The 19,819-nt window shown below is 36.3% G+C and carries 20 protein-coding genes; 5 read left to right on the forward strand and 15 right to left on the reverse strand.

All coding sequences use genetic code 11. From position 1 onward, the window contains the following. Nucleotides 1–2: 2 nt before the first annotated feature. Both JIV24_RS03340 and JIV24_RS03345 read right to left on the reverse strand, forming a co-directional pair. A complete protein-coding gene (locus JIV24_RS03340; protein ID WP_200463589.1) occupies nucleotides 3–410 on the reverse strand; it encodes a hypothetical protein in 408 nt (135 codons plus the stop codon). 290 nt (nucleotides 411–700) lie between these two features. Further along, nucleotides 701–1,360 carry a hypothetical protein gene (locus JIV24_RS03345; protein WP_200463590.1) on the reverse strand — a complete coding sequence of 220 codons (660 nt, stop codon included), beginning with the start codon at nucleotides 1,358–1,360 and terminating at the stop codon, nucleotides 701–703. 312 nt (nucleotides 1,361–1,672) lie between these two features. Here JIV24_RS03345 and JIV24_RS22595 point away from each other — a divergent pair, with 312 nt between their 5' ends. Further along, on the forward strand, nucleotides 1,673–1,807 hold the full coding sequence (locus tag JIV24_RS22595) for a hypothetical protein (RefSeq protein WP_262896382.1): 135 nt from the start codon (nucleotides 1,673–1,675) through the stop codon (nucleotides 1,805–1,807). Between the two features lie 147 nt (nucleotides 1,808–1,954). Here the strand turns inward: JIV24_RS22595 and JIV24_RS03350 are convergent, their stop codons facing one another. The 4 genes from JIV24_RS03350 to JIV24_RS03365 all read right to left on the reverse strand — a co-directional run bounded on the left by JIV24_RS03350 (nucleotide 1,955) and on the right by JIV24_RS03365 (nucleotide 5,905). Beyond that, entirely contained in the window at nucleotides 1,955–2,614 is a 660-nt protein-coding gene (locus JIV24_RS03350) for a hypothetical protein (RefSeq protein WP_200463591.1), read from the reverse strand. 282 nt (nucleotides 2,615–2,896) lie between these two features. Further along, complete coding sequence (locus tag JIV24_RS03355; RefSeq protein ID WP_200463592.1) at nucleotides 2,897–3,526, reverse strand: DUF4097 family beta strand repeat-containing protein; 630 nt, start codon at nucleotides 3,524–3,526, stop codon at nucleotides 2,897–2,899. 65 nt (nucleotides 3,527–3,591) lie between these two features. After that, a complete protein-coding gene (locus tag JIV24_RS03360) occupies nucleotides 3,592–4,281 on the reverse strand; it encodes a response regulator transcription factor (protein WP_200463593.1) in 690 nt (229 codons plus the stop codon). A gap of 4 nt (nucleotides 4,282–4,285) precedes the next feature. Then, nucleotides 4,286–5,905, reverse strand: a complete 1,620-nt coding sequence (locus JIV24_RS03365) for a sensor histidine kinase (protein WP_200463594.1) — start codon at nucleotides 5,903–5,905, stop codon at nucleotides 4,286–4,288. Between the two features lie 185 nt (nucleotides 5,906–6,090). Here JIV24_RS03365 and JIV24_RS03370 point away from each other — a divergent pair, with 185 nt between their 5' ends. Then, the gene (locus JIV24_RS03370) at nucleotides 6,091–7,050 is read left to right on the forward strand and encodes a hypothetical protein (protein ID WP_200463595.1); all 960 of its coding nucleotides are present in this window, start codon (nucleotides 6,091–6,093) and stop codon (nucleotides 7,048–7,050) included. Between the two features lie 417 nt (nucleotides 7,051–7,467). Here JIV24_RS03370 and JIV24_RS03375 read toward each other — a convergent pair whose 3' ends face one another. The 8 genes from JIV24_RS03375 to JIV24_RS03410 all read right to left on the reverse strand — a co-directional run bounded on the left by JIV24_RS03375 (nucleotide 7,468) and on the right by JIV24_RS03410 (nucleotide 15,921). Beyond that, nucleotides 7,468–8,217 (reverse strand): tetratricopeptide repeat protein, encoded by a 750-nt coding sequence (locus JIV24_RS03375; protein ID WP_234445688.1) that lies wholly within the window; start codon nucleotides 8,215–8,217, stop codon nucleotides 7,468–7,470. Nucleotides 8,218–8,219: 2 nt separating this feature from the next. Then, nucleotides 8,220–10,040 carry a BatD family protein gene (locus tag JIV24_RS03380; RefSeq protein WP_200463597.1) on the reverse strand — a complete coding sequence of 607 codons (1,821 nt, stop codon included), beginning with the start codon at nucleotides 10,038–10,040 and terminating at the stop codon, nucleotides 8,220–8,222. A gap of 36 nt (nucleotides 10,041–10,076) precedes the next feature. Continuing rightward, nucleotides 10,077–10,817: a tetratricopeptide repeat protein gene (locus tag JIV24_RS03385; protein WP_234445689.1), complete on the reverse strand. Its 741-nt coding sequence runs from the start codon at nucleotides 10,815–10,817 to the stop codon at nucleotides 10,077–10,079. A gap of 11 nt (nucleotides 10,818–10,828) precedes the next feature. Next, nucleotides 10,829–11,881 (reverse strand): vWA domain-containing protein, encoded by a 1,053-nt coding sequence (locus tag JIV24_RS03390; RefSeq protein WP_234445690.1) that lies wholly within the window; start codon nucleotides 11,879–11,881, stop codon nucleotides 10,829–10,831. 64 nt (nucleotides 11,882–11,945) lie between these two features. Further along, nucleotides 11,946–12,941, reverse strand: coding sequence for a vWA domain-containing protein (locus tag JIV24_RS03395; protein ID WP_234445691.1), 996 nt, complete (start codon nucleotides 12,939–12,941; stop codon nucleotides 11,946–11,948). Between the two features lie 13 nt (nucleotides 12,942–12,954). Then, nucleotides 12,955–13,980, reverse strand: coding sequence for a hypothetical protein (locus tag JIV24_RS03400; RefSeq protein ID WP_200463598.1), 1,026 nt, complete (start codon nucleotides 13,978–13,980; stop codon nucleotides 12,955–12,957). Continuing rightward, nucleotides 13,980–14,846, reverse strand: coding sequence for a DUF58 domain-containing protein (locus JIV24_RS03405; RefSeq protein WP_200463599.1), 867 nt, complete (start codon nucleotides 14,844–14,846; stop codon nucleotides 13,980–13,982). Before JIV24_RS03405 ends, JIV24_RS03400 begins: the two co-directional genes overlap by 1 nt. Nucleotides 14,847–14,925: 79 nt before the next feature. Continuing rightward, nucleotides 14,926–15,921, reverse strand: coding sequence for an AAA family ATPase (locus JIV24_RS03410; RefSeq protein ID WP_200463600.1), 996 nt, complete (start codon nucleotides 15,919–15,921; stop codon nucleotides 14,926–14,928). 327 nt (nucleotides 15,922–16,248) lie between these two features. Between JIV24_RS03410 and JIV24_RS03415 the strand changes: the two genes are divergently transcribed. Both JIV24_RS03415 and JIV24_RS03420 read left to right on the forward strand, forming a co-directional pair. Next, entirely contained in the window at nucleotides 16,249–17,106 is an 858-nt protein-coding gene (locus JIV24_RS03415; RefSeq protein WP_200463601.1) for a histidinol-phosphatase, read from the forward strand. A 4-nt stretch (nucleotides 17,107–17,110) separates the two neighbouring features. Further along, entirely contained in the window at nucleotides 17,111–17,332 is a 222-nt protein-coding gene (locus JIV24_RS03420; protein ID WP_234445692.1) for a (2Fe-2S)-binding protein, read from the forward strand. Nucleotides 17,333–17,422: 90 nt separating this feature from the next. On the opposite strand, the gene JIV24_RS03425 is transcribed toward JIV24_RS03420, so the two are convergent. Next, a complete protein-coding gene (locus JIV24_RS03425; RefSeq protein WP_200463648.1) occupies nucleotides 17,423–18,634 on the reverse strand; it encodes an S-adenosylmethionine:tRNA ribosyltransferase-isomerase in 1,212 nt (403 codons plus the stop codon). A gap of 108 nt (nucleotides 18,635–18,742) precedes the next feature. On the opposite strand from JIV24_RS03425, the gene JIV24_RS03430 reads away from it, so the two are divergent. Further along, nucleotides 18,743–19,753, forward strand: a complete 1,011-nt coding sequence (locus JIV24_RS03430) for a DUF2027 domain-containing protein (RefSeq protein WP_200463602.1) — start codon at nucleotides 18,743–18,745, stop codon at nucleotides 19,751–19,753. Nucleotides 19,754–19,819 lie beyond the last annotated feature (66 nt).

The raw sequence follows: 19,819 nt of genomic DNA on the forward strand, positions 1-19,819 counted from the left end.
GGTTAATCTTCTGTTACAACTTTAATTTGATAATAAAGTGTAAGCACACTTCCGTCAGCAGATAATTGCTTGTATACAACGACTACTTGTTTGTCTTTAACCTTCTTAAATATTTCGGATGGGTTCAAATAGAACTTTCCATTCTTTTTTTCAATACAGCCTTTTAATTCAGCGCCCGCTTTATTATTAGCAGAATACTTATTGACAGTCCATTCATAATTTTTGTGAGCAATATAGCGACTCTCCTCTGGCTTACAATCAAGCAAAACGTCACCATCACTAACTAGGTATACCTTTTTAAGACAAGGTAAATGCTGTTCATTACTTTGACTAAATGCATTAAATGCTCCACTAAAGCCAAGCATCATGACAGTAACAAATAAAACCTTAATAAATTGTACTCTCTTCATAAACCTATGTTTCTTTCAGTCCCCAACTGCACACCCCGTCTACACGGTTAATACTATCAATCAATTATCTCACAAACTAACCTTCACGTACAAACGTACATAAATCTTAATTATTACATATGCAAATACACAAATTAGAACATTAAAATTCCCTTTTATAGAATCCTAACACTCTAGTACTTTTTTTTAACAGAAATATCTGCCCCAAATAATTATTGTTTCTACGACAATGCACCTTAGTTGTTTCATATAATCAAACTTTATTTATTATAATCTGCATTTTTTATCACTCATCCGGTTTTAACATTTATACCAAGACTTACCAGAAGTTTCGGCTTCTCTTCGAAGGCTATTCGAACCACTTTCACGTAGTCACTTACGTAAGCCTGAAGTTTGACCAATAACTTCTTTTTATATACAGTAAGACTACGCACCTCTCCTTGCGCTTCTAAGCACACTCTGTTCCTTTGTACCAACTGCTCCAAATCCGACTGGAGCTTCTTAACATCAGCCACACTAACATTATACACCCCTAAGGCCTCTAACCACACCTTACTATTCAAAAGATTAGAAACAAAGGCCCTAATCTGAAGCTCCAGTGCATTATTTGTTCGCGCCCTTGCTCCTTCCAATAACAATGCTGCAGAAGCACCTGCATCATCAGCCAATGCAATCCTTGTGAGCTTCAAGTAGCGCATATAGTCTTTCTTTAACTGCGCAAAAAGCTGATTCTTTTGATCATAAACAAGCACCTTCTGATGCTTTGCCACTTCTAAGCGCCCCAGCAGTTCTCTCAACTCCTTGTTTAGGTTATACATCAAACTTAACTGCGCTTCATCGTAACCATACTTGTCTACGATACTCTTCACAAGTTCCTGATCCATACTGTTTTTAAACAACAGCTCAACACCAGATTGATATTCACTTATTCTATTCTTTGTATAATGCATTCTGAACAGCAAATAGATTATTCAACTTTTAATTAACATGAATCTATGTATAATAAACATCATCAATATTCAAAATTATTTTTAAATTATGCAACTATTATTAAATCTTTTTTTAGTTCGTTGTTATCTATTTATAATTTGTATTATTAATTTTATACAATAGGTTATAACATTTCTTAAATAGGTATACACTTTAACCTTATTGATGGTAACATATCAAAATGATATTCCTTATAATTTATAATAGATGAATGCATTTATAAAATAGGTTAATTAAAGATAAAATCATAATTCTACCTTTATAAATAAGAAATGGATAACTTTATCCAGTGGAAAACAATTGATTTCTATTGGGGATCTGCTCACACTAAAACATGGATAACAAATTCTGAAATGGAGATGACAGCAGTGGAAAAAAGTGGTGTGGTAACAAATAAGCAAAAGTGAGCTTAACAAGCAGCTTCACCGTAGAACAACGGGTATTCTTCTTTACTAATTGCGCATGTGCTATTTTTGAGGGATGTAAGGGGGCAAAAAAAAGGTCCGCTCTCCATTAAGGAGTGCGAACCTTTAGTTATTGAATTGAAAGATAGTTTATCGTTTCACAACCAGCCCCAAAGTCTCGAGTAATTGTGGTTGATCTTCAAAAGCAATCTTGGCAACCGCATAGAACTTTCGCATCCATTTATCAAGGCGTGCCATGGCTTCATCTTTAAGTTGAGTGGCATGCTGTGCTTCTCCCCGTTCTTTTATATAACCAGCACGTGAGGCTTGAAGTGCCTTAATATCGGCCTGTGTTTCCTCTACTTCAGCCATTGTCACTTTCAGACGGGCCAGTTCTTGTTGCACTTCTTCAGAAGCCACAAATACACTGCAGTATTGTTGCACACTTTCAAGCAAATTTAGGTATGCCTCTGGAGCATCACCGCTTACTTGAAGTTTTTGCAGCATAAGTGGTTCATCCTGGTATACTACCTTTGCTTTCTTGCGAAGCATACGGTAATGAACATTTATCTTCTCTTTATTCTCAGAAAACAAACGATAAGCCTCTTTTGACTCCATGGCTTCCTGGTGACTGACATCATATTGCAGGCGAGCCTCCGCATAAATGGCTTTGCCTACATCCATAGCAGATGCGTCATATCCAAATTCTGCCATCGTGCTTGCGACAGAAGGTTGATTGTCGATATTTGTAAATGCGTTTTGACTCCTTTCTAAAATAGCCAACTCTGAATTTGATTTAGGGTTACTCATTTTTAATAATTTAAGTTTATAATTAATTAATAAATCGTTGGTTGTTAACTAGCACAAATGTTGACAACCAGCTTTTGCATGAATCAAATTACAAAGATTTGAATACCTTATCCAGAGAAAAAAATCTGATTTTTGTCAGCTTTTTATTTCAATCTGAGTTTTAAAAAATTGATTCGAATCCACGCGGATTCCTCTTTAAAAATTAAATAGATAACACCTTTAACCAAATAAAAACCCGCTTACAAAATTGCAAGCGGGTTAGATAAATTTTAGCGTTTGTACTTACCTGATACTGCCAGAGAGTGTACTTATTTCGCGATTACCTTTAAGATTGACAATTCTAAAACTACCAGACACCGAATTCCCTTTTAAATTACCATCAATATTTAGTAATTCGGCATCACCCGATACCGTATTTGATTTAGCGCTTCCTTTAACTCCATCCAATACAATATCACCAGAAACGGTATTAGCTGACACATCGCTACCAATTTTGTGCGCTACAATATCTCCTGAAACGGTATTACACTTTACTTTTCGCTGCCCCACTCCTGTAACTTTAATATCGCCACTTACACTGTTAACATCAGCATCTGTCATGGCAGGCATTGTAATATAAAATTGCCCCGAAGCACTTCCTTTTGAGTTACGCGGATGATCAACTTCAACAATAAGGGTTGTGCCAGATTGGCGCGTGATAATGTCATATACATCCTTATCCCGACTCCAAGTCACTGAGCCAGTAACATGCACGCCACTCCCTGATGCCTGCTCAATCACCACATCGCTGAAAACCACATTTATTTCAACATCAGTAATATTCTTAAATTTTTTATCAACTTCTACTTTTCTATCCTGAGCAAAAGTCAAGGTAAATCCCACAAGTCCGATAAGTATCAATAGTTTTTTCATAACATATTATTTTTCGAGTTATAAAGTTATGACGCTTACATGGCCTCTTTAGTTACAAAACCATTTTAATCAATTCTTAACTGATACCCACTGCCATGGATATTTACAATTTCAACACCTCCTACTTCTCTCAAATACTTACGTAATTTAGTAATGTATACATCCATGCTTCGGGTAGTGAAATACCCTGTTTCGCCCCATACCTGTTTTAAAGCAATATCGCGCGGCAACACTTTGTTTTCATTTTGACACAATAATAATAGCAAGTCAGCTTCTTTGGGCGATAAATTTTGTTTTGCCTCATTAATTGTAATGGTTCGGAATTCACTATTAAAAATCGCCTCCCCAATTTGATATTCAGTCTGCACTTCAGCTTGCGCACGCTTATTTCGATTTAATATCGCTTTTATCTTACAAATCAATATTTCCGAATCAAAAGGTTTAGTAATATAATCATCGGCTCCTGTACTAAAGCCTTCTAACATATCCTCCTTCATTACTTTAGCTGTCAGAAAAATAACTGGAATATCCTGATTTAACTCTTTAATCTCACGCGCTATAGTGAATCCATCAACATTGGGTAGCATGACATCCAATATGCAAATATCAAACTGGCTTTCTTTAAATCGTTTTACAGCCAACATGCCATCTTTAACCCAGGTAACTACAAACTTATTAATCTCTAAATAGGCTTTCATGACCGTTCCAAAATTACGGTCATCTTCCACCATAAATACTCTATTATTTTGTTCCATTGCTTTATTTGTAAGGTATCTGAATGATGAATTCGGTTCCTACATTCAATTTACTTTTTACACTAATCCTACCCTGGTGAGCATCTATGACAGCTTTCACATAACTTAAGCCTAACCCAAACCCTTTGACATTGTGAACATTTCCACCAGTTGCCCGGTAGAACTTCTCGAATATCTTACTCTGCTGATCTCTGCTCATCCCAATACCATTATCTTTTATTGATATCTGAAGACCATAACCTGTATTTACAGTTGATATTATAACTTCAGGCTGTTTATTGGCATACTTTAGGGCATTTTCAAGCAAGTTAACGATTACATTGGTAATGTGAATTTCATCCACCATAAAAACACTCAATTCGGCTTTTAATGATGTATGTATCTTTCCGCCTGTTTCGTTGGCTAATAATTGCATATTATCAACAGCTCTGAATATTAGTTCATGTAAATCCTTGGAAGCTTTAACAACAGAAAAATCTTTCTTCTCAATTTGCGACATCTGCAACACACGCTCTACATGACTATTCATGCGAGTATTTTCTTCCTTTATTATTCTCAAGAAATTTCTAATATGATCTTCGTTGTTAATAATGGTTGGCGTTAATATGCTATCAGTCGCAAGACTGATAGTGGCAATTGGTGTTTTAAACTCGTGTGTCATATTATTAATAAAGTCGGTCTTTATTTGCGACACTTTCTTTTGATTGAGAATGGTACGTATTGTAATAAAGAATGTAACCAATATAAACAATGTAAATACAGTTGACAAAGACACCATCCACCCTTGTGTTTTTATCAAGTAGGAAGCCATGTCAGGGAAATACATCATTAACTCAAAAGAGGAAATACCACGAAAAATATCACGTGGAAATAGTTTTATCCGAAACGGCGTATAATCACTGATATTACCAATGCTAAAATTACCAGATTGGTAATTTGTTAGCTCTCTGGAATATTGATCAAAAACGCCAAATTCGAATTTCGTATCAATACCATTTTGTTTCAATTCTTCGCGAAGAACATCATTAAGATGATCTAAATCAAGTCGATATTGCAATGGGTTATGCCGGGCTTCAATTTCCCTTTTCATTTGGTTAAATACTTCTTTTAGCTCACGATTCTTGCTTTCCATGGCATCCATCACCACCTCAATTGAATCTTCCATATGCAACAAACGCTCTTCCAGCTCAATAACATCAATCTTCTCCCCCGTCGCATCAATCCATACCTGATGTTCACTATGATTACCGTTTACTTCGGTATGCACTTCAATACGTGTTCCTCCTTGCGTTATCACCGTATCTTTTTTGTGATATACTATCTTTGGCTTACTTGCATTTATATTTTGCTGTCGAATAATGGCAACATTACCATTGGCATCCTTACGGTACGTGGTGTTACCAAGCGTATGTGGCCGTCGAAAGAACTCTTCAAAAATATAATCTGCATTTTGTTCTTTTTCCAGACGCTGTACGGTATTATCCAAAGAACGATATACTGATGCCTGAAACTTTTCTTTCTGTACTTTAATTGATTGCTGTATCCACAAGTACTGCGCGGCAATAATCCCTAACATCGAGAGACTCATCAAAAGTATTAAACCAAGTATTGATTTGCGTTTCATAGTCATTTAATTACCTTGTAAAGATAAAGCTTTGACTGAAAGCACTGAAACACATTAACTTTTCCTTAACTGTTTTTAACCGCACCTTAACCGATTTAACATCAGTGTATTTGTAATTTTGAAATTGCAAATACTGCATTAAAACTTCATGAAAAAAATAATACTAACTCATTAATTGGGAAACTATGAAATCAGGAACTTTTGCATCAAAACTTATTCTTTCGGGAATACTAATGACATCAATAGGTTTTGGGATAACTGCCCAAACGAAAAAGAAAAACCAGGTTAAAATAAAAGTAATTAGCAGCGAAGGCGAAAAAGTAGTTGAAATGGATACTACTTTCAACCACGATGTATTTGTCTTTCAATCGGGTGATGAAACAAAGATCGTTAATATCGATAGCATTATGGAAGCTCATCATCACGGAATGGACAAGCAGATGCGCGTAATGGCCTACAAAATGGATTCACTAAATGATTTTCATTTCGAATTTGATGGTGACATGGAAAAAATGCACATTGAAATGGAAAAAATACTCAAAGAGAAAGGCATTGAGTTGAAAGAACTTGAAGAGCTTCACAAGGCCCATAAAAATCGCATCGTAATTATGCAAGGCGAAGATGGTGAAGTTGATATTGAGGAGTTTATTAATGAAGATGGTGATCATGTTAAAATAATTAAGAAAGAAATCCATGACATGGAAGATCACGAACCAGGTGTAAAAACCTTTATAATTGCGTCTGACTCTCACGATATTCCAGTGCACTGGAAAGAAAAACATGAACATCGAACAACAGTGCAAGTCGAGTCAATACCTATGGAAGATATCGCCTTCTTGAAGGAAATAGGTGTTTCAGCAAAAAAACTAACGGCGAGTCCGCTGGAACTACAAGACCTGAAAGTAAAAATTGAGAAAATAATGGAAGACGAAAAACTTCAAACATTAATGCATATTGAGTGTGAATTACCAGAAGGCAGCTATCAACTTGAGATGTTCAATCAGGCTGGCAGTAAAGTAAAGGAAAAGAAAGCCCTAAAAGCTGGCCCACTAAAAGAAGAGTTTGATTTAAAAGAAGAAGAAGCTCCATACTATTTTATACTTTCGAAGAATAACCAACTCTTTGGGCGAAAAATTATTTTATAAGCATTAAACATTAGTTTTATAATCTGGCGGATTCATTTGAATAAAATGTATCCGCTTTTTTCACATCATCATATTCCATTTGTTACACGTTACTCCATTATTTGGACATAAGTAAATAACTCATTTCTACTTTCTCCTTGATTAACAGCAATTTTCATTTTTTGGCAAAGTGATTGGTGTTATAATATCAAAGAAACAAAGAATGATAGTAATTGAAATAGTTGGCGCATCATTAACGCTATTATATAGTTGGTTTATACTTGATAAGTATGTAATAAGACAGAATGATGAGCTATAAAATATACATGATTGGTGCTTCATTTCTCAAATGAAGATGAGCCAATCAGTAGTTTGGGTGTTTATAACAAAAAAGCTCTTTATCAACGGATAAAGAGCTTTTTTTATGACGTTTTACGATTAAATAATCGTTATAGATGTTTCTTCAACCCAACCAACAGTGCCATCTGCAATCTCAATCTCTTTCCATTGTCCCAAAGTACTAACAATCTTCACCTTCGTGCCTTCATGAAGTATAAATATCTCTGTACCACTAGCATCGGGTGAACTTTTAACAGTTAGAGATGGACTAAATACAATCGCATAATTTCTATTGACTAACTTACTTTTTTGACGGTAACTAAAAGTTAATGTCACCAAACTACCAACTAACAAGCCAACTCCAAGGTAAAATCCTGCTTTTTTAAGTATCACTGATCGTGAAAAGAAGAACAGTGCGCCCATTATTAGTGTAAGAATGAAACATGCCACACCAATGAATGCCCAGGTATCAGAGGTTGCTTTATTTCTAAAGTCAATCACCCATTTACTCAGAAAGAATTCATCAACAGACTCAATCTTATCAGTCGTTTGAGAGTATGCCAATTCTAAGTTATACTTGATATCCTTATCATGTGGCTTTAATAATAATGCACGCTCGTAATTTAAAATGGCATTAGATAATTCGCCATTTTTGTAGTAAGCATTTCCAAGGTTAAAATACAGTGTTCCACTTTCAACACCCGTTGACAATATACCTTTATAAGTATCTATTGCCATCTGAAAATTACCATCACTGTATTGTGCATTCCCTTCCTGTAAGCGGTCATCTTGCCCATAAACAGCTCCAACCGACAGGCAAACCAAGAACAATATATATAGTTGTTTCATCATTATCGTTTTATCTGGTTTTCAAGCTTACTAATAGTAGAAATCGTTTGATTGTACAACTTATCCATTTCGTCAGCTCCTGACGCTGGCGCATAACGTGCAAATTCACACGTATCAAGAATATCCATTATTTCTGCAATAACCTCTTTTGAAACATTTGAATTACTCAGTATTTCACCAGCATTATCTTTTGATAATTCACTCAATGGTAAACTTAACTTATCACTTAAATACCCATACAAAGCTCTCAACACCTCTTCATAAAAAGCTTCTTTATCTCGAGATTTGAGGAATTGAGCTGATTTCTTAAGACGCTTAATGGCCACCTTGTTTGCTTTTTTCGTTTTCATTAATGTCACATTGGCATTATCCTTAATGCGTTTTTGATTAATGATGAACAACAAAATAAACAAGGATAAAGGTACTAGAAGCGATAAATAGTAAATTAAACTACCAATAAAGAAGGTACCTGTAGGCTTTAGGTTCGTTTCACCCGTTTTAATAAAGCGAATATCTTTACCAATAAACTTCACATTTTCCTTAGATACATTCGCACGTACAACACCACTGTTTGTTTCTTCGCCACCTTCACCCTTTTCAACAGTAATGGTTAAAGGTCCAGATTCACTTGTTTGGAATTTCCCCTTAGCTGTATCAAAGTACGCAAATTTTACAGAAGGAATGGTAAACGTACCAGCATGACGAGGTATCATCAAGTACTCGTAGGTTTTTGACCCTTTCATACCTCTCGCTGTATTGCTGATACTATTTGAAATCTTAGCATCAAAATCATCAAAATCAGCCGGAAACTGAATTTTTGGATCTTCGATAAACTTATGATTTCCTGTACCGCTAACCACTACTTTTAAAGTAATACCGTCATTAACTTTGACGTCATTCTTATTGACACTAGCCTTTAGGCTTAGCTGCCCAACCCCACCTGTATACCCATCCGGTTTAGATGATGGCAGAGGCTTAACATTAACGGTTATTGGTTTTGACTTAACACGTTTTTTAACTGTTCGGTAATTTGATTCAAAGAAATCATCAAATATACTTCGCGAACGGTTTCGGGCCACACGCTGGCGAACCATAAATTCAATTTCGGTAGGTTGTATGGTTATCTTCCCCGATTTTTGAGGAAACAATAACTTTTGCTCATAAGTACCAACATTATAAGTACGACCATTAACATTTTCCATGGTCCATTTTATGCCTTCCTGATCACGCAATGTTTGTGTAATAAAGGATGATAGTTCTGGTTGCTTAATATCTGATAATCCGTCGAGTTGAACCTTTGTATAAATTCGAGTTGTTAACACCATTGATTCACCCTGATACAAGTTCTTTTTTGATGGTGTTACACGAATAAATAAATCATCATCGCTCGGCGTAGTACCCGCGGTTTGAGTTTGCTGATTTTGTTGCTGTGCCTGAGCTTCTCCTTTTACAACTTTAACACTAACAGCATTGGAACTCACTTTCTTGTCATCAACCTTAATAGTCGCTGCAGGTATCGTATATTGTCCTTCTTTAAGTGCCTTTAATATAAAGGTGAAAGTATATGACGTTTCGCGGCTCACCTTGCCATTAACAATTGAAGTACTCGTTGAATATGAAGTACTGGGCCCCATCAGAATCTGAAAATCCTGTAAAGCAGGTAAGCGAATATCACTACCTTCTTTATTGAGAGTATAAACTAATTTAAATTTATCTCCTGCAACTACTGCCGACTGAGCTCGCCCGGTGAAGCTCACATCTTGTGCTTGTGCATTGACAATGCTCGTGACAAATAGAGTTAGGAAAAGTATTAATTGTCGCATATTGTTAGATTATGTTTTTTTGCAAAAATAGTACTTCTACCAGTTTTTTTCAGTTTTAGTTTGTTCTGCAGCCTTCGCTTTCCTCAATTTCTTTTGCAACTCGTTCTCATCTTGCTGAATAGCATTTAATAAACGCTGAGCATCTTCCTTTGACATTTGCTCCTGAGGTTGCTCCTGCTGTTGTTGATTTTGTTGTTGCTGCTGATTTTGATCTTGCTGCTGTTCTTGTTGATCCTGATTTTGTTGTTCCTGCTGTTGCTGCTCTTGTTGCTGATCCTGATTTTGCTGTTGATCCTGATTCTGGTCCTGATTCTGGTCCTGATTCTGCTGCTCTTGCTCCTGCTGTTGCAACATTTTTTGAGCCGCAATTAAGTTATATCGCGTATCATTATCTTCCGGATTATTTCTCAGCGCATCTTTATAAGCATCTACACTCTCCTGGTATTTTTGCATAGCGAAATAACTATTACCAATGTTATGATGTACCTGAGCCAGTCGTTGGGGATCTTTTTCTGTGCCAGCTAATATTTGAAATTGGTCTAATGCATCATTAAACTTCTCTTGCTTAAACAAAGCGTCGCCAAGATTAAATTGCCCCTCAAAAGAATCACCTGTTTTATCAAGTGCTTTACGGTATTCAATTTCGGACTCCAGATAAGCAGAATCAGCAAAATGACTATTACCGCTGCGTATAAAACGACGCTCATTTTGAGCTTCTGCCTGAAATACACCAAGCAAAACAATGGCGGTAAAAAGTATATATTTTAATTTCATCATCATCTAAAGCTTTACTTGTTTTTCTCTTCTTTCACTTCAAAAATATTGATATGTTTCAAACGTCGGTTCTTACGCTCTAATATCAAGAACTCAATGAATATCAACAATAGGGCCAAAGCCGCAAAATATTGAAATTGATCATTGTAGTCGGTATATACCTTAGCTTCCAGCTCTGACTTTTCCAGTTCACCCAATTCATCAACCAAATTATTGATGCCATTACGAATATTATTAGCCGGTATGTAAGCCCCATTGCCTGTAATTGCTATTTTCTGTAAGGTATTCTCATCCAATTTTGATATAACAACATTTCCATCTTTATCCTTCATAAAATCATTACTACGGCCTCCTGTTACTGGAATTGGAGCACCTTTGGGCAATCCCATTCCTACGGTATAAATTTTAATACCTCGTTCGGCCGCCATACCGGCAGCAGCAATTGGATCATCCTCATGGTTTTCGCCATCGGTAATCACAATTATTGCACGGTTAATATCCTCTTGAGTTGTAAATGATTTAATTCCTTTATCAATTGCCGCTCCAATAGCTGTTCCTTGCTTACCTACGATATCGGTATTAATTGAATTCAGAAACATCTTTGCCGATGGATAATCAGTTGTGATTGGTAATTGCACATAGGCTTCACCCGCAAAAACGATAAAGCCAACCCTATCATTTTGTAGCTTATCAATTAAACGCGAAATAGCTCTTTTAGCTCGCTCCAAACGATTTGGTTCAATATCTTGCGCCATCATACTATTTGATACATCAAGCGCCACAATCAACTCAATACCTTTTCGTTTTACAGTTTGCAACTTACTACCATACTGTGGCCCTGCAATGGTCACAATCAATAGAATAAAGGCAAAAAGCATAATGTAAAACTTTACCGTTGGTCGCTTGAACGATACGTTCGGCATTAATTCAGTTAGTAATTCGGTATTTCCAAATGCCTCTAAAGCTTTCTTTCGCCTCTTTGCCAAGTAGAGATGTATAAATGCTAATACCGGAATCAGTAGCAGCAAAAATAAGGCATCTGGATGTTCAAACCTGAATATATTCATTTGTATTAATCTTTATAATCATTAAAAATACTGAGTGATTCAACACTAAATACTTCCCATGCCTTTATGGCAGATTACGGAAAACTGTGCTTCTCATAAATATCTCAAGCATTAAAAATAAGCCTGCAAATGCTGCGAACCACCAATATTCCTCTTTACGCTTAGTGTATTCGCGCACTTCAATTCGCGTCTTTTCCAGCTGATCAATCTCTTTATAGATCTCGTCTAACTTCTGCTTATCGGTTGCCCTAAAGTATTTTGCATCGGTCATATCAGCAATACCCTGCAATAGTTCTTCATCAATCTTTACTTCCATTTGTTGATACTGCTTACCAAACACCGTTTGCATCGGGTATGGTGCCATACCATTCGTACCAACTCCAATGGTGTACACTCGAACACCAAATGTTTTCGCAATTTCAGCTGCTGTCATTGGAGCTATCTCGCCTCGGTTATTTTCACCATCGGTTAGTAAGATAATGACCTTACTTTTAGCCTCACTATCTTTAATCCTCTGCACAGCTGTTGCTAATCCCATACCTATGGCTGTACCATCTTCCAATAATCCAAGTTGTATATCCTTGAACAGGTTTTGCAGTACGTTATGATCGGTCGTTAGTGGACATTGTGTAAAACTCTCAGCTGCATAAATAACTAAACCAATTTTATCATTAGGTCGCCCTTTTATAAACTCAGCAGCCACATCTTTAGCAGCTTCCAATCGGTTGGGCTTAAAGTCTTCTGCCATCATACTACCCGAAATATCGAGCGCCATGATAATATCAATCCCTTCGGTTATTTCATTTCGAAAATTATTGCTTGATTGAGGTCTGGCCAAAACAGTAATTAGCAAGACAATACTTAAAACCCTAAAAACAAATAACAGATGACGTAAGTACACCTTATTTGACTTAGGTGCATTAGCAAAACCTTTAAGTGTAGAAATCTTTAGTGATGCTTGCATGCCTTTCTGCTTCCAGACATACCATGCAATGTAGCCAGGCACGATCAGCAAAAGCCAGAAAAAATATGGTTGCGAAAATGTTATATCATTCATCATTTCATTTGCTGTTTTATTCCTTAACTGCTTCGTTTTGTTCGCTCTTTAACATCTCTTCCTTTTCCTCTTCAAGCGTTTTCATCTCCTCTTCTTTTGTTTGATTAACAAAGAAGTAAGCATTTATCATACTTAGATCATTTTCATCAGGAAGTGGTTCGTGCTTAGCGAATTTTACTAAATCGGCTGTTAATAATATTTGCTTTAAGTTCTCAATTGACTTAACATCCCTTACATCCACACCTTTGAATGATTCCATAATTTCATCGGTGGTTTGTTCCATGGCACCAATTTCAAATCGCTCCTCAATATAATGCCTTAAGGTATCTGTTACACCTGAGTAATAATCTTTTACACGATTACTTTGCCACAGTTTTTCAAGCTTAATACGCTCTAATTCATCCAAAGCTCTTTGATGAGGAGGAATGATGGGCTCTTCCTTCTTAAAAATCCTAACCGGAACGTCTTTGCCAAAAAACTTTAGCGCGATAAAAGTGACAATTCCAGATAATAATAGAAGCCCTAGTACCCATGGCAAATATTTATACAACTCAGACAAATGAAAAGGTGTATCCTGAGGTCGCTTGATATCAACAATCCCTTTTTGTGGATCAACCTCTTCAAACGGATTGACCACCATTAACGCCATTGGTTCAGTTTGTATCACCTGACCTAATTTCTCACTTGCTTGTTCAAAAACGATTGGCGGCACAAAATGTAAACCACTATCAAAAGATGTAATTCTATAGTTCTGCTCAATTAACAAACGACCATTTTCTTTACTAAGAGTATCCAGGTCATTCATTCGCACAATTTCGATATTACCAGTTATGGTATCGGTCAATAGAGGAAATGCCAGTTCTAATTCCTCAGGCTGGCTCAATTGTAACTTTAAGTCAATTTGTCCTCCAATAAAAATAATTGTCGAATCCATTTTGGCCGATACAGTAACATTTTGCGCACTAATCCCATGTGAGCTACACAATAAAACGAGCATCAAAAATGAACTCATTAGCCAATATATAGTTGAATTTTTATTCATTATATACGTTTTTTAAATAACGAAATGAGTGCCTTCACATAGTCCTCATCTGTGCTTACAGATACGTTATCAACACCGCACTTGCTAAACAATCGACGTGTTGCATCATCAGTTTCTCGCCACCATTTGTTATAAGACTCACGAACAGCTCTATTAGATGTATCGGCCCAATAGTACTCGCCTGTTTCTGCGTCCTTTAGCTTTATCATTCCAATAGATGGAATCTCCGTTTCACGCTTGTCAAATACTTTTAAAGCCACTACATCGTGTTTCTGATTGGCAATTTTCAAAGCATCTTCAAAATCGTCATCAATAAAATCAGAAATCACAAAGGTTGTACATCTCTTTTTAATGGCATTTGTCAGGTACTTTAAAGCTTCTGATATATTGGTTTCGCGATGCTCCGGGGTAAAAGTGATAAACTCACGAATAATGTGAAGAATATGCTTTCGTCCCTTTTTAGGTGGAATGAATTTCTCTATCCTGTCACTAAAAAAGATAACGCCAATTTTATCATTGTTCTGAATTGCCGAGAAAGCCAATACTGCTGCAATCTCAGTAATTACATTCTTTTTAAACTTATATGATGTACCAAACTCACGTGAACCTGAAACGTCAATCATTAACAAGACTGTTAGCTCACGCTCTTCTTCAAAAATCTTTATATAAGGATGATTAAAGCGAGCGGTTACATTCCAGTCAATGTTACGAATATCGTCGCCATATTGATATTCACGCACTTCGCTAAAAGTCATACCTCGACCCTTAAACGCCGAATGATACTCACCTGCAAATATATTTGCAGATAGCCCACGCGTTTTAATTTCAATCTGTCGTACTTTTTTTAATAAATCGGTTGCTTCCAATCTAATCAGTTTAGAAGTTAAACAAGTAATTATGCTTGAACGAAAGACTAAGTCTTTACATTGTATCTATAGCAATAGCTTAAGGCACTTCAACCTGATTTAAAATTTCGCTGATAATCTCCTCCGATGTTACATTATTCGCTTCCGCTTCATATGATAAGCCGATACGATGACGTAGTACATCATGACAAATAGCACGTACATCTTCAGGAATAACATAACCGCGACGCTTGATAAAGGCAAAGGCTTTTGATGCCATCGACAAGCTAATACTTGCACGCGGCGAAGCCCCAAACGATATCATATCCTTGAATTTCTCTAATCCATATTGCTCAGGATAACGAGTCGCAAAAGTGATATCAACAATGTATTTTTCGATTTTTTCGTCCATATAAACATCTTTCACGACCTGACGGGCACGAATGATATCTTCTGGTTTAAGTATACATGATGCTTTAGGAAATGTCTTGGCCAGGTTATGGCGAATAATCATTTGTTCTTCATCCTTTTTAGGATAATCCAATACCAGCTTAAGCATAAAACGGTCAACTTGCGCTTCAGGTAATGGGTATGTTCCTTCTTGTTCCACCGGGTTTTGTGTAGCCATTACCAAAAATGGCTCTTCCAACGGGTATGTTGTTTCACCAATAGTCACCTGACGCTCCTGCATGGCCTCTAATAAAGCACTCTGCACCTTTGCTGGAGCACGGTTAATCTCATCAGCTAATACAAAGTTTGTGAAGATAGGGCCTTGTTTTACAATAAATTCTTCCTTCTTCTGACTGTAAATCATAGTACCAAGTAAATCGGCCGGTAATAAATCAGGCGTAAACTGAATACGGGAAAACTTAGCATCTACAATGGTTGCCAAAGTATTAATTGCTAATGTCTTTGCTAATCCTGGAACACCTTCTAATAAAATATGACCATCAGATAATAAACCAATTAACAGGCCTTCGACAAGATGTTTCTGACCCACAATTACTTTATTCATCTCCATTGTTAACAAATCAACAAAAGAGCTTTCTTCCTTTATACGTTCGTTTATTGCTTTTATATCTACGGATTGTTCCATAATTATTAATTTATCTTGTTTTATATTTTTCGACTATTTATTTTCTTCGTTTCATTCAAATAAACACAAACTTGTTAAATTCGAATATTTCCATTTCGTTAATTTTTGTTAAGCCAAAGCAACTTTAACTATCCTTTAACGATTTTTATTGTCAAACTTTAAGGTTTGTATGGCCCCATTACAAATGAGGCAAGAACAAAAATAACACGTTTTTTAAGACTATCCACATAAAAAGACGAACTGCTTTATTTGAATTCAAACGGATCGTTTAATCATTGGTGCTTTAAGAAAATATTAACACTTTTGACGCAACTTAAAAATGTATAGATGCAATATTTTAGCTACCATACTCACTCCAATTTTTGCGATGGAAAAACATCCGTTGAAAAGGTATGTATTGAAGCAATCGAAAAAGGCCTCATAGTAGTCGGGTTCTCAAGTCACGCACCCGTACCCTTTGAAACCGAATGGGCCATGCAATTCCATAATTTGGAAGAGTACGTTAGAGAGCTTGAGCGATGCCGTATTAAATTCAGCAATAAACTAAAAATTTATCGCTCCTTAGAAGCTGATTTTATAGCACAAAATCGAAGTATACCATTTGATACATGGCGAAAACTGGGTCAATTAGACTACATCATTGGCTCCGTTCACTTAGTCTCAAATGCTCAAAAAGATGCAATTTGGTTTCTTGATGGCCCAGCAGAGAATTATGAAAAGGGACTAAATACCTGCTTTGATGGAGATATTAAAGCCGGAGTAACGCAATACTATAAGCAAATTCAAGAGATGGTACTAACGCAAAAGCCAGATGTTATTGCACATATAGATAAGGTCGTTATGAACAATAAAGGTCGGTTCTTTAATGAAGATGAACTCTGGTATAAGGATATTATCGATGAAACATTACAGGTAATTGCCAAAACCGATACGATTATAGAAGTTAATACCAGAGGTATTTACCGCGGAAAATATCCTACTTTTTTCCCGAATGAAGCAATTATCAAACGCTGTATTGAACTGGGAATTCCATTAACAATTTCGGTTGATGCACACCATCCGGATGAGCTAACGGCTGAGTTTGACAATGCCTTTAAAGCTATTAAAGATGCTGGCGCTCAGTATTTAAGTATTTTTGAAGATAATAAATGGCAACAAAAATCAATTGATGCTGTTATGTCATAGATAAATGAAAATAGATTTTAAAATAGAATATATGTTTGATGATAATGACTTTGTGTGTCGACACATGCAGCTCACCAAGGCTGATATTGTAAAAGTAATTAAGGATAAGAATATTACTTCATTCGAGGATCTTCAGGATGAGACTGACGTTGCGACCATTTGTGGCAGTTGCGTAGCAGATATTGAAGAAATTTTAGAGGATGAAATTGCTAAGCGTGAAGTTTGATATGATTTAATTGTATAACTGACAATTTGCTTAATTGAGATAAGCTCAACTCTTCAGTTTGTCAGTATGCCAATTCATTCTTTAATTAAACTATTCCTCAATCATCAAGAGTGAACTATCGCCATAACTTAAGAAGCGAAAATCATTTTCAAGAGCATAATCGTAAATGGTTTTCCATTCTTTTCCTACGATAGCACCAATTAGAAGCAATAAGGTACTTTGTGGTTGATGAAAATTAGTAACTAATCCATTTATCACTTTAAACCCATAACCAGGAACAATAATAATAGCTGTTTTACCCGCAAGGTGCGACAGTTTTTTTGTTTCCATAAATTTCATTAAAGCCTCAAAAGCCTCTTTTTTAGAGTAATTTCCATTCAGATTATAAGCATCCCATTGTTCGACACCATTATCTATTGGTAGGCCCATTAACAGACGAACACCATACCAATACAAACTCTCCAAAGTACGCACCGAGGTGGTGCCAACTGCAATAAGCTTTTTATTATGAGAAAGTAATCGTTCCAAAGCTACTTTTTCAATTACAAAATGCTCAGTATGCATGTCATGCTCGGCAATCACTTCAGACTTTACAGGCTTAAAAGTTCCCGCCCCAACATGCAATGTAACATTAAGCAATGGATGATTTCTTTGCTCTAAGGTTCTTAATATATCACCGGTAAAATGTAGTCCGGCCGTTGGTGCAGCCACCGAACCTTGGTGTTCAGAATAAACAGTTTGATAACGATCTTTATCAATATCTTCCGTTTCGCGATTTAAATAAGGTGGAATAGGCGTTAGGCCAATCTCTTCAATAATTTCGGCAAACGAGAAATTAGCATTTTCCCAGTTAAAACTAATAGCAGAAGCATCGCCCATGCGCTCTCCCCTAACGATGGATAATTCAAACGACACGCCATTTATGCAAACTTCTTTGTTTAAAGCGCCACTTTTCCATTTTCTTGCATTACCAACAATACACTTCCAGGTCGTTTGTTTGCGACTGTCAAAAGCCATCTGAACTTCAGCTGGTGCCAACGGTTCCAAACAGAATATTTCAATTTCGGCTCCGGTTGCCTTTTGGAATTTTAAGCGGGCACGAATCACCTTTGTATTATTGAACGCCAACATGCTCGACTCTGGCAACTCCTTTAATATATCAGGAAACTTTTGCTCACATATTCGTCCACCTTTATAAACTAATAATTTCGATTCATCACGATTGGCTAATGGGTATTTAGCAATTCTCTCATCTGGCAAATTATAGGTGTAATCTCCGATTGATATATCTGGCTTTATCATCATCTCCATTTTTAGCGCGACAAATTTAATTAACTTTGTTCATCTGTACCAAAAATGCATTAGAAGTTGGTGCATATTTTCAAATTGTATAATAAAAACACGATAAGAATGAAGATAAAAGCAGGTGATACAGTACGTTTTTTAGATACCAATGGTGGAGGAACAGTTATTAGAGTTGAAGGCAAATTGGCATTTGTGGAAGATCAGGATGGCTTTGAAGTTCCTGTTTTAACAAGCGAATGCGTGGTTATTAAAAGCGAATCATCAACTAATAAGGCAGAAGAAAGTGCTGAAAAAGAGACAGAAGAGAATTATGAATATAGCGAAGAAATTGGTGATGACTCAAATCCTCAATTTCACATCGCTTTTCTTCAAGGTGATAAACCCGGGCAAGCATCAGGTGATTTGCGTATTCAAGCCATAAATGATAGTAATTACTTTATCTTTTATACGATTAGCAACTTACGTAAGGATGGCGATTTAGATCTTTTTTACAATGGAACAATTGAGCCAAACACTAAGCTGGCCTTGGACAAACTGGCTATTATGCAGCTAGATGATCGTCAATGGCAAGTTAATTTATCGCTTTATAAAAAAGGTAAAACCTATAAGAATATCCCGCCCGTTTCGGAGGTAATTAAAATTAAAGCACCACGCTTTTTAAAGGATAATGTTTTTGCCGATAATGATTACTACCACGAAAAAGCAGTTCTGCTTCCGGTTATTAAGGGTGAATTTGAACGCAAACTGGATGCTTTATCTGATAAAGAATTTAATAAGGTAATCAAGGAGAAAGAGGCTAAAGTACCGAAGAAAAAATACGCTCGTCGAGATGAGCCTTCTATACTGGAGGTAGACTTACATATTGATGAACTAATTGACTCAACAGCAGGTTTAAGCAATGGGGAAATCATCACTATTCAATTAGATAAATTTAAGCAGGTAATGTTGGATAATGCCCAAAACAGAGGCAGAAAGCTTGTCTTCATCCACGGAGTTGGCAATGGCAAGCTTAAAACAGAAGTGCGCAAATTACTCGATCGCCATTATAAAAACCACGTTTATCAGGATGCTTCTTTTCAGGAATATGGCTACGGAGCAACAATGGTAATCATCTAAACAATAACATCAAAAATGCCTTCAATTTCAGAAGGCATTTTTGATGTTATAACAATTCAAGAAATT

Origin of the sequence: Carboxylicivirga marina (assembly GCF_016612505.1) — a bacterium.
Classification (GTDB): Bacteria; Bacteroidota; Bacteroidia; order Bacteroidales; family Marinilabiliaceae; genus Carboxylicivirga; species Carboxylicivirga marina.